Genomic DNA, 9,453 nt, shown 5'->3' with positions numbered 1-9,453 from the left:
TCCTTTTCACCATCAAATTTCGTCATTGGGACCAATCAAAAGACCATAAGAGAAAGCCTGGGTTCACAGAACCAAGGCTTTCTCGACAATCTGAAGGTAGCGTTTAGCTACCTTCTTTTTTTTTTATGTGCTGCTTTTTTCAAAGTTTGTTTAAATCGTTCCCATTCTGGTGTTCCTTCCTCTACTAGTTGATCAGGTTTGGGAGGAGTCGTACCTACTTCTTTTTCTTGGCTGGTCCAATACGCTTTAAAAAGCTGTTCCATACTATGCTCCTTTTTACTGGATGTTTAATCGGATGAGTGAAAGTAATTCATCATCGCTTAACTCTGTGATAGATGTTGAGGAAGCCAGGACCCCATCAGCAAGAGCCTGTTTTCCTATGATGAGACGATCAATTCGTTCTTCAACCGTTCCTGTTGTTAACAACTTATAGACGTCGACTTCTTTCGTTTGACCAATTCGATAAGCTCGGTCGGTTGCTTGGTTTTCGACGGCAGGGTTCCACCAGCGGTCATAATGTATAACATTGGTTGCCTTCGTTAAATTTAACCCGACCCCACCTGCTTTTAGGGAGAGGACGAAAAAAGAGACAGACGAATCCGTCTGGAATTGTTCTACAGCATGCTGGCGTTGTTTGCGAGAAAGACCACCATGTAGAAACGGAACGGTTTGGTTGTGTTCCTCTTCGAGATAAGCAGCAATCATCTTTCCCATTTCTTTATACTGCGTAAAGATTAACGTACTTTCTTTTCTTGCATGAATAGAGTCAGTAAGTTTGACAAACTGATCCCATTTTCCCGATTGATGAGCAGAAAACGCCTGATCCTTATGGAATTGAGCCGGGTGATTACAAATTTGTTTTAATCGAGTAATAGCTCTTAAAATCATCGCTCGTCTTTCTAATGAAGAAACGGTGTGGATTCGGTCACTAATGTCATCGACAACGGCCTGGTATAGTGCGGCCTGCTCAAGTGAAAGTTCCACGTAAAGAGAATGCTCGTTTTTAGTCGGTAATTGCAAATCAGTCTCCGAATCTTTCTTTGTTCTTCTTAGTAGAAACGGTTTAATTAATGAGCGTAAATGATCTTGTTTTTGCTGGTTTTTTTCCCGTTCAATTGGCCTGATATACGTGTTTAAAAATGACTGGTACCCTCCAAGTAATGAAGGGTTGAGAAGGTCCATTAACGACCAGAGCTCTGTAAGTCTATTTTCAATAGGTGTTCCAGTTAGAGCTAGTCGATGTACTGCATGGATTTGGCGAATGGCTCTTCTTTGCTTTGTTTCTTTATTTTTAATGTGCTGAGCCTCATCAAGAATGAGTCCGTTCCAATGAACATGATTAAAAAGAGTCGCATCTTTTAAAGCGAGCGTGTATGACGTAATAACGAGATCGGCGTCGTGTAGTCTTGGCTCATCTTCTTTTAACCGATCTGAACCGTGATGAATAAACAGTTTTAAATGAGGAGCGAACTTTTCACATTCTAACTGCCAATTGTACAGCAGAGAGGTAGGGCAAATGAGTAAAAAAGGTGCTTTTTTATTCGGTTGATTTTCCAAGACATAAAGCATGTACGCTATGGTTTGGATTGATTTTCCTAAACCCATATCGTCTGCAAGGCAGCCACCGAACCCTACTTTTCGTAAATGGATTAACCAATCAAACCCTTTTTTTTGATATGGCCTAAGGTTTCCATTAAATTGTGCAGGTAGTGGCGTTTCTTCTGGATCATTTTTATAAAGGTCGGTTAGTTTGTCTTTTAAAGAGTCAGACCATTGAATTTTAAAATCAACATCTTCTAGCTGTTCGGGAAATGACTCGGTTTCCTCCATCTTCCACGCTTCAAGGTAAGAATAATGCTGATTCACGCGCTCCAGGTATTGTTTTAGTTCAGTTGCAAGTGTAGGGTCCCAAGCAATCCACTCCCCATTAACATAGATAAAGGGTTGTTTTTCTTGTACAAATTGTTTAAATTCATTCTCATCAATTGTTTGGTTACCAATTGCTATGGAATATTGAAAATTAGCGAGACTTTGCCAGTTTAAAATAGGTTCAGTATTTTCCTCTAACTGTTCTCCTTTGTTTTCAAGCATAACACGAAGTGCTTGTGGCTTTTTTAAGCTTGTAGGGACAATTAATTTTATGCCAATTTCCACGAGTCGTTGATGCTCGTTTATAAACAACTGATAGGCATCATCTGAAGATACCTCGATGGAAGGCGAAGACAGCCGGAGGTTTTCGAGCATTGCAAATTCATTTGAGAGCACTTGAATATCATTTTTTAATCTAGGAACAGGATTTAATAACCACGGATGTTTTCCGGCGAATAACTGCTCTGTCGTAATAAGTAGATTGTCTTGTTTTTGATCAGCTAAAGCGATGGAAATTTGCCAATTAGCATCTGCATGTTTTGGTTCATTTAAAACAAGGGCAGTCTGAAACGGATCTTCTTGCTGCAAGCCAATTTGTTTATGAAATGCTGCAGTATTAAATAAAGGGTTTACAACAGCCCTATTTCTATCTTGTTTTCCAAAACTAGCGACAAAATCTTGTGCGGTATTTGAAACGGAATGCTGCCATTCCAAAAAAGCTTGCTGAGTTTCCTTCTCTTGAACAAGTTCTCGAACAACTGCATCAATGATGTTTTTTAATAAGGTAAGCGCTGTTTGATGTGTATCTTCATCTTTAATTGTTTTTTCATTTTGGCTTGACGTTAATGAAAAGGTTGATTGGGGTAATCTACGCAACCAGTACTCGTACCAATCATCTTTAACAGAAAGTTGCCATCTACCTTCAAGTGAAGGTTTAATTGCCCCATCAGAAATCAGGTTATAGACCTGTTTTAGGAACACAATCCATTCTGAGAAATCAGGACTTAAATGAAGATCTTCTTCTTTGCTCCAGCTTTCATAAAGGTCAAGTGATTGAACAAACTGGCTGATGTTTTGCTCGATGCCTTCTACAGGAAACATATACGTTTGCCAGCTCTCATCAGCTTGGTACACAATGGTTTTACCTACATGCGATTGAAATTCTCTGTTTTTTAAGGGGACGTGCAGCAAAGCTCTATTTGTTGAGATAAACGTTCCATAAAAAGAGGCTTGATCATAGCGAAAAAGCCTTAATTTCAAATCAAAAGGTTGTACAAGAAAAGGATAAATAAAGCCATTGTTTGATTGTCCGTTTTTTGGTTTAGTTTCGCCCCATATAAGTAAGGTAGAATGGATCCAGCCACTATGTATCCATATGGGATTTTGATTCACGTCGTTTCAACTCCTCTATAAAAGCACGATACGTTTTGTAGCCTTTTTTTAATTCGAACAAGTAAAGCTGGAATTGAGCTTTTTCGTCTAACCGAGTGTAAATATCAGCCAGCTTAAATACATAGTCTGCTGCTTCCATATAATATTTTCTTGATCGCTTCTCAGCTAAGCGAATGATAAATTGATGGTAAACAGGCAAGACGTGTCGGGGCTCATTTTCAGCAAGCTTTTTCAACAATTGAAGCTTTGTTTCATGTAATGCAATCGGATTAGGTTCATTGTTTAGAAAGTAATGTTGCGCTTCTTGGAAATAAGAATAATCGTTTAGCAGCTGAACATACGTTAGTTTTGTTGATTCTGTATAAAGCAGTGGTGCCATTTTTGGTAAGATGTAATTCAATACCGAATCAAGTTGATTTTTGGATAAAGAAGAACTTAATGTTTTAAATCGATTATAGGAAGGTGCTTGCAGCCAACGGTCCCAGCTACCATAATGGATCGTATTTACGTTTATAGCAGTATGAGCCTGGTCGGCGAATGCTTGCAATGATCCTAAATGATGTCTCTTAGTAGGAAATAAAACAGTAATCCATTCAACAATTTGTGAAAAGCGCTCTCGCTTAGCTAGTAGTTGAATATGTAATTCAACATCTTGAGGTTGAATGGTATCCGTATGCATCGTTAGTTTATTTAAGGCAAGTCTTTCTTTCCCGATAAATAGAAAGAAGTAACTAGAAGCCATTGTAATCGTTTTAGTGGTCTTTTTATCTAGATCAGCTGTAAAAAGTGTGTCTAAATAATCAAGCGTATCATTTTTTAAGGATGAAATGCACCTGATTAATAAGGCTGGATAAGGAGAAGATTCCTTTAAATGATTGTCCATAAATAAACGATAGAGAACTTTAATAAATGGGCGTTCATTTTTAACAAAATTTGATGATAATTCTTCTACACAGTATGAACTTACTGTGTCAATAACGTGCATAATTCGGCGTTCATTTTGTAGATATTGATCATCTTGAACTGCTTTATGTGTTATCTCATAAATACATGCTAGATAACCAAAAAGCTTTTTTTCCTTTTCAATGGAATCAACGGATTTCTTAGCCTCTAGGCTAAGTACTTCCAAATGAGCAGGTGAAAAGTATCTAGAAGAAATGATTTTCCGATAAATCGTATGTATGTCTGTTTTTAAAAGCAGGAGAGTTTCTTGTAGATAGTGATTCACGCTGTCACCTCATCATAAAACAGTATCTCCTTATTTTACCTCTTTTAATGATGAAACAAAAGCTTCCTGCAGTAACTCTTCTATACTTGTCCATAAATTGACGTACCGAGCCCGTAAAAAAGCAAGCACAATTCTGGTGCTTGCCAGTGAAATCATTTCTTGAGTAACTGTTCAACTTGCTTTTTGCGGGTGACGAGTTTTTGTAAGCGTTGTTTGTGAAGAGATATGTTGGCTTTGTCATCTGCTTCAATCGATTCGAAAAGCTCCATCAAAATATAATCAATCTCTAGATTCATCATGTTAAGAAGGGTTTTTGGACCAAGCGCTTTACCATCGTCTTTGTAGTGAACCATTGAGCCATTTTTGTTCATCATTGTCTTCTCACTCCCATCGATTTCTAGCATGGATTCAACATCGCCTTCTTGATAAGATGTTATATACTGGGGACCTTCGCTCATTCGCTTCACGATGCCTGATCCTTTTTCAGATTTCAGAAGCTTTTCAAGTGCATTAGATAGCGTTTGGTCATAAATATATAATTTCCTAACCCGCATGGTCAGGAATTGATCATTGCGAATAAAAGGCAGTTCATGAATTAAATCTCCCAATTCAATCATTAAATAAATGGTTTTTGCATCATAGCGCCAAAAAAGTGCGTAATGTTCTGCCATCATCGTTTTAATAAATTGATGTAAGGCATGTTTGGAAAGATTAATTGAAAGTTCTTGAAATTCAGTCGGCCATGGTGCTGCAGTCATAAACGACACACTCCTTTGTGAACAAGGGCCAGCTAATTCTTAGATTGATTTATCTTATGTAAAATGGCAAAAAAAAAGAAGCTAAACGCCTAGCTTGTAAAAAAATAGGCGCTTCGCTTTTTTAAAATCGAAAAGAATAGCGTTTTGAGACCACGTCATAAAAACCTAATGAGTTGTATAAAGCTTTTGTTGCTTCGTTATTCATCCCTGTTTCAAGTTCAATTCCTTTTATCTTGCGTTGTTCGGCCCAATAAATGATGCGCAGAAGTAACTTTTTGGCAATTCCTTTGTTTCGATGTGTTTCTTCCACATAAATTTCATTTAACCATATGTACTGACCGCCTTTTTGAAAACTAGTCATCGTGTTAAAAAAGGCAAAAGCAACTGCTTGTCCATTAAGATGTGCTATAAAAAAGTAAGTCTGTGAATTTGGTAGCAAGGCTTCTTCCAGTATCTCTTCGATTTGGGAGAGTGCTTTTTGACCGGCAATATGGTGAAGCTGTTTTTCAAACAAAAAAGTTAATTCTCTTTTCATAGAATCTGTTGTCTCTGTCGTTAATTCAACGATCTCAACCATTTGCCCCTCCTTAAGTTTTGACTGTGTTAAAGCTTTAATGCCGTTTCTAAATAAAGAGCAATACCGTCTTCTTCATTGGACTTAGTGACATGCGCTGCAAGTTCTTTAAGAGATGGAATTGCATTTGCCATGGCAATTCCTTGCCCTGCATAGTGAATCATTTCTAAATCGTTTTCTTCATCGCCAAAAGCAATAATATGTTCTTGCTTTACATGGTAGTAACGTGCAATTTTTTCTAGAGCAGTTGCTTTTGTAATATGGTTCGGCGCTATTTCAAGAATGGGAATATCACCTTTCCACCATCGTTGAAGAGTCGTCTCACTATTTGTTTGCTGTAATGCTTCTTTAAGTGTATGAATTTGCTCTGTTTCAGGCTCAACTAAAATAGCGGTAGGGGCATGTTCAACTAAGCTTGTTAAATTTCCAACAGCAATTGGTTGAAGTCCATCTGTTAAAAAATTGGCTAAGAAACCAGCTTTATGAGTCATATAAAACGAATCATTGATTTCAACCATCATGTTTTTTACGCCAATGTCATTACAAATTTGAATAAGAGATAAGCTTGTTTGTAAATCAATTGTTTCGTGAGTCCGTGGATACTGTTGCTCAAGGGGGTGGTGGACGGCAGCCCCATTAAAGTTAATAATTGGTGTCGTTAAGTTTAGTTCATTATAATAGCGCTTGCTTGCCCGATAAGGTCTGCCTGTGGCAATCATAACTAGATGACCTGCTTTTTTTGCCTGTAACAGTGCTTGTTTCGTTCTTGCTGATATTTCTTGGTTTTTTGGTAGTAGCGTTCCGTCTAAATCAAGTGCAATTAAATGTCTTGGTAGCATATAAGTCTTCCTTTCAAAAATGGTAACAAAAAAAACAAAAATGATAATTTGGAATGAAAAGGTTCTATGCTATAGTAGTAGAAGAAAACGGTTTACTTGCTTGAAAGGAGAATGAAGATGGAGTTATTGTTATCAAGCTTGGGTTTCCGTGCTCTATGGACTCCAGAACTGCTAATAGCGCTTTCCATTATTGCTTGTTTATACATATGGCTTACTCAAAAAACAAGAACAACAACTATAAAAAAATCAATTCTTTTCATGACTGGTCTTCTTTTTATTTATTTAGGATGGGGAAGTCCTTTGTACGTGACGGGCCACGTCATGATGACCTTGCATATGCTGCAAATGGTTTTTGCCTATTTTATTGCTGTGCCATTACTGTTACTAGGAATTCCACAAAAATGGTACGAGCTCATAGTAAAAAGTCGATTTGCTGTGAAACCACTGCGATTTATTTGGAATCCAATTACAGCTCTGCTTTTGTTTAATGGGCTGTTTTCATTTTACCATGTTCCTTTCATGTTTGATACGCTGATGCTATCGCCAGTATTACATAGCGTCTATCAATGGGCGCTCCTTTTTGCTGCATCACTGATGTGGTGGTTTATTTTAGCTCCTTTGCCAAGTGGATATCAATTACCAGAGTTAAGACGGATCTTTTATATTTTTGCGAATGGCCTTTTAATTACCCCAGCATGTGCGTTAATTATTTTTGCTCCCAGTGCGATGTACGGAGTTTACACGGACCCGCTCATTTGGGCAAATGTCATGGCTTTTTGTTTGCCTGGTGGGGCGGGACCAGAAATGATCTTATCCGCTTTTGGAAGCCCGCAAGCATTAGCTACTTTTGACGCCCGGACAGATCAGCAATTAGCTGGTGTTATGATGAAAGTTTTCCAAGAAATAGTCTATGGAATTGCGATAGGCTATGTATTTAAACAGTGGTTGAAGAAAGAGAAGCTTCAAGATGGTGAATTAACAATAAGTGATATCCCCCAGTCATAAGAGAAGGATGGATCGAATGAAAGCTTTAATGAGTGTCTTGCTACTAGTACTGCTCAGTGGATGTAGCTGGATGTATGAACTCGGTCAAGGTTCTGAATACGACGTTTCCGACGCAGGCATTACTGTACCTGAATTTACATTTGTTAATCAAGAGAATCAGTCGTTTGGGACAGCTGATCTAGATGGAAACTATTGGCTAGCTAACTTTGCGTTTACCAATTGTACGACTGTTTGTTTAACGATGATGCCCAATATGAGTCATTTACAGGATTCATTACAAGAAGAAGGCGTTAATCTGCCGTTTGTGACCTTCACTGCTGATCCAATTAAAGACACCCCCGAACAGCTTAATCAATATGCTGCGAACATTGGGGCTTCAGCTGAACAATGGGCTTTTTTAACGGGCTATGAGATAGAAGAAATATCGACCTTCTCTCAAGAAGGTTTTAAAGTTCCCTATCAATATGGTGAACAACCAGAAGATATTATTCATTCGACTAGTTTCTATTTAATTGATGAAGATGGGTTAATGATTCGTAAATTTAATGGTATGCAAATGAACCAAGAAGATATGATTAAAGATATTCTTAATGAAGTTGGTGAAGACAGCTAAATAGAGGCTGTCTTTTTTTTGTGCAAAATAAAATAAAAATACAGTTGAATTTATTTTTATTCACTCTTATAATAGAAAACATCATAAAAAAAAGCGCGGGGAAAATGGGAGTGAGAGAATGGATGTTGGTATTATAGGCGCTACTGGGTATGGCGGTATTGAGTTAATTCGGTTTTTACAAAAGCACCCAATGATCAATAATATTATATTGTATTCATCAACGCAGGAAGGTTTAACCATAGATAATCTCTATCCTCATCTTGAGAATGAGTCAAAATTTGTGCTGAGGTCCCTTCAGTATGATTCGGTCCAAGATGAAGTGGATACACTGTTTTTGGCGACTCCGCCAGGCGTATCCGCACAATCAAGTGAAGCGCTTATTGCTAGAGGTATTTCCGTTATTGATTTATCAGGCGATTTAAGGTTGAAAAAACAAGCAATCTATGAAAAATGGTACGGTCGTACTGCTGCGGAGTCAGATTTACTGAATGAATCTGTTTATGGATTATGTGAATGGAATGAAGAAGCCATTGCTAATGCACGTTTAATTGCTAACCCAGGTTGTTTTCCAACAGCAGTATTATTAGGATTAGCTCCTCTTGTGCAGGCTGGAATAATTGAGATGAATTCATTAATCATTGATGCAAAAACAGGTACTTCAGGGGCAGGGAAGGCAGCTTCGCAAGTGACGCACTTCAGTGAAATGAATGAGAACTTTAAAATATATGGAGTGGCAACGCATAAACATACACCTGAAATTGAGCAAGAACTGGAAAGGTGGCATGGTCAGCCTGTCTCCGTTACGTTTCAACCACATTTGGTTCCAATGGTACGAGGTATCATGGCAACGATGTATGCAACAGCCAAAAAGCCGCTGGAAACAAGTGACTTACATAAGCTCTATCAGGACGCTTATCAAGATCATCCATTTGTTAGACTCGGCCAAGTCGGAGCATTTCCCCAAACAAAGCAAGTGTATGGAAGCAATTACTGCAATATTGGATTGACCTTTGATGAGCGGACAAATCGAATCATCATCGTTTCCGTTATTGATAACCTTGTAAAAGGAGCAGCAGGTCAAGCGATTCAGAATTTCAACATTATGAATGGATTTAACCAAACAACAGGGCTTGACCAAACCCCTGTTTATCCATAAGAGAGAGAAGGGCTAAGCA

Annotated in this window: 9 protein-coding genes; 3 read left to right on the top strand and 6 right to left on the bottom strand. The window is 38.1% G+C overall.

All coding sequences use genetic code 11. From position 1 onward, the window contains the following. Positions 1-107: 107 nt before the first annotated feature. The 6 genes from JOC54_RS17960 to JOC54_RS17935 all read right to left on the bottom strand — a co-directional run bounded on the left by JOC54_RS17960 (position 108) and on the right by JOC54_RS17935 (position 6,660). Entirely contained in the window at positions 108-263 is a 156-nt protein-coding gene (locus JOC54_RS17960) for a hypothetical protein (RefSeq protein WP_204467994.1), read from the bottom strand. 13 nt (positions 264-276) lie between these two features. Further along, positions 277-3,261 carry a DEAD/DEAH box helicase gene (locus tag JOC54_RS17955; RefSeq protein WP_204467992.1) on the bottom strand — a complete coding sequence of 995 codons (2,985 nt, stop codon included), beginning with the start codon at positions 3,259-3,261 and terminating at the stop codon, positions 277-279. Then, complete coding sequence (locus JOC54_RS17950; RefSeq protein ID WP_204467990.1) at positions 3,233-4,489, bottom strand: hypothetical protein; 1,257 nt, start codon at positions 4,487-4,489, stop codon at positions 3,233-3,235. The genes JOC54_RS17955 and JOC54_RS17950 overlap by 29 nt, the downstream gene beginning before the upstream one ends. A 152-nt stretch (positions 4,490-4,641) precedes the next feature. Beyond that, positions 4,642-5,247 (bottom strand): YkzI domain-containing protein, encoded by a 606-nt coding sequence (locus JOC54_RS17945; RefSeq protein ID WP_204467988.1) that lies wholly within the window; start codon positions 5,245-5,247, stop codon positions 4,642-4,644. Positions 5,248-5,368: 121 nt separating this feature from the next. Then, the gene (locus JOC54_RS17940) at positions 5,369-5,824 is read right to left on the bottom strand and encodes a GNAT family N-acetyltransferase (RefSeq protein ID WP_054793159.1); all 456 of its coding nucleotides are present in this window, start codon (positions 5,822-5,824) and stop codon (positions 5,369-5,371) included. A 26-nt stretch (positions 5,825-5,850) separates the two neighbouring features. After that, positions 5,851-6,660, bottom strand: coding sequence for a Cof-type HAD-IIB family hydrolase (locus tag JOC54_RS17935; protein WP_204467986.1), 810 nt, complete (start codon positions 6,658-6,660; stop codon positions 5,851-5,853). A gap of 117 nt (positions 6,661-6,777) precedes the next feature. On the opposite strand from JOC54_RS17935, the gene ctaG reads away from it, so the two are divergent. The 3 genes from ctaG to argC all read left to right on the top strand — a co-directional run bounded on the left by ctaG (position 6,778) and on the right by argC (position 9,434). Then, complete coding sequence (ctaG, locus tag JOC54_RS17930) at positions 6,778-7,665, top strand: cytochrome c oxidase assembly factor CtaG (protein WP_035420004.1); 888 nt, start codon at positions 6,778-6,780, stop codon at positions 7,663-7,665. Between the two features lie 16 nt (positions 7,666-7,681). Next, complete coding sequence (locus tag JOC54_RS17925; RefSeq protein ID WP_035420005.1) at positions 7,682-8,278, top strand: SCO family protein; 597 nt, start codon at positions 7,682-7,684, stop codon at positions 8,276-8,278. A 118-nt stretch (positions 8,279-8,396) separates the two neighbouring features. Beyond that, entirely contained in the window at positions 8,397-9,434 is a 1,038-nt protein-coding gene (argC, locus tag JOC54_RS17920; RefSeq protein ID WP_035420006.1) for an N-acetyl-gamma-glutamyl-phosphate reductase, read from the top strand. Positions 9,435-9,453: the final 19 nt, after the last annotated feature.

Source organism: Shouchella xiaoxiensis (assembly GCF_016907895.1).
GTDB lineage: Bacteria > Bacillota > Bacilli > Bacillales > Bacillaceae_D > Shouchella > Shouchella xiaoxiensis.
Note: the sequence above shows the minus strand (reverse complement) of the source record. Positions and strands in the feature narration are given on the sequence as shown.

Excerpts from the sequence above, each read along its gene's own strand:
- JOC54_RS17935 (WP_204467986.1), bottom strand. The coding sequence starts at position 6,660 with ATGCTACCAAGACATTTAATTGCACTTGATTTAGACGGAACGCTACTA.
- argC (WP_035420006.1), top strand. The coding sequence starts at position 8,397 with ATGGATGTTGGTATTATAGGCGCTACTGGGTATGGCGGTATTGAGTTA.
- ctaG (WP_035420004.1), top strand. The coding sequence starts at position 6,778 with ATGGAGTTATTGTTATCAAGCTTGGGTTTCCGTGCTCTATGGACTCCA.
- JOC54_RS17945 (WP_204467988.1), bottom strand. The coding sequence starts at position 5,247 with ATGACTGCAGCACCATGGCCGACTGAATTTCAAGAACTTTCAATTAAT.
- JOC54_RS17960 (WP_204467994.1), bottom strand. The coding sequence starts at position 263 with ATGGAACAGCTTTTTAAAGCGTATTGGACCAGCCAAGAAAAAGAAGTA.
- JOC54_RS17925 (WP_035420005.1), top strand. The coding sequence starts at position 7,682 with ATGAAAGCTTTAATGAGTGTCTTGCTACTAGTACTGCTCAGTGGATGT.
- JOC54_RS17940 (WP_054793159.1), bottom strand. The coding sequence starts at position 5,824 with ATGGTTGAGATCGTTGAATTAACGACAGAGACAACAGATTCTATGAAA.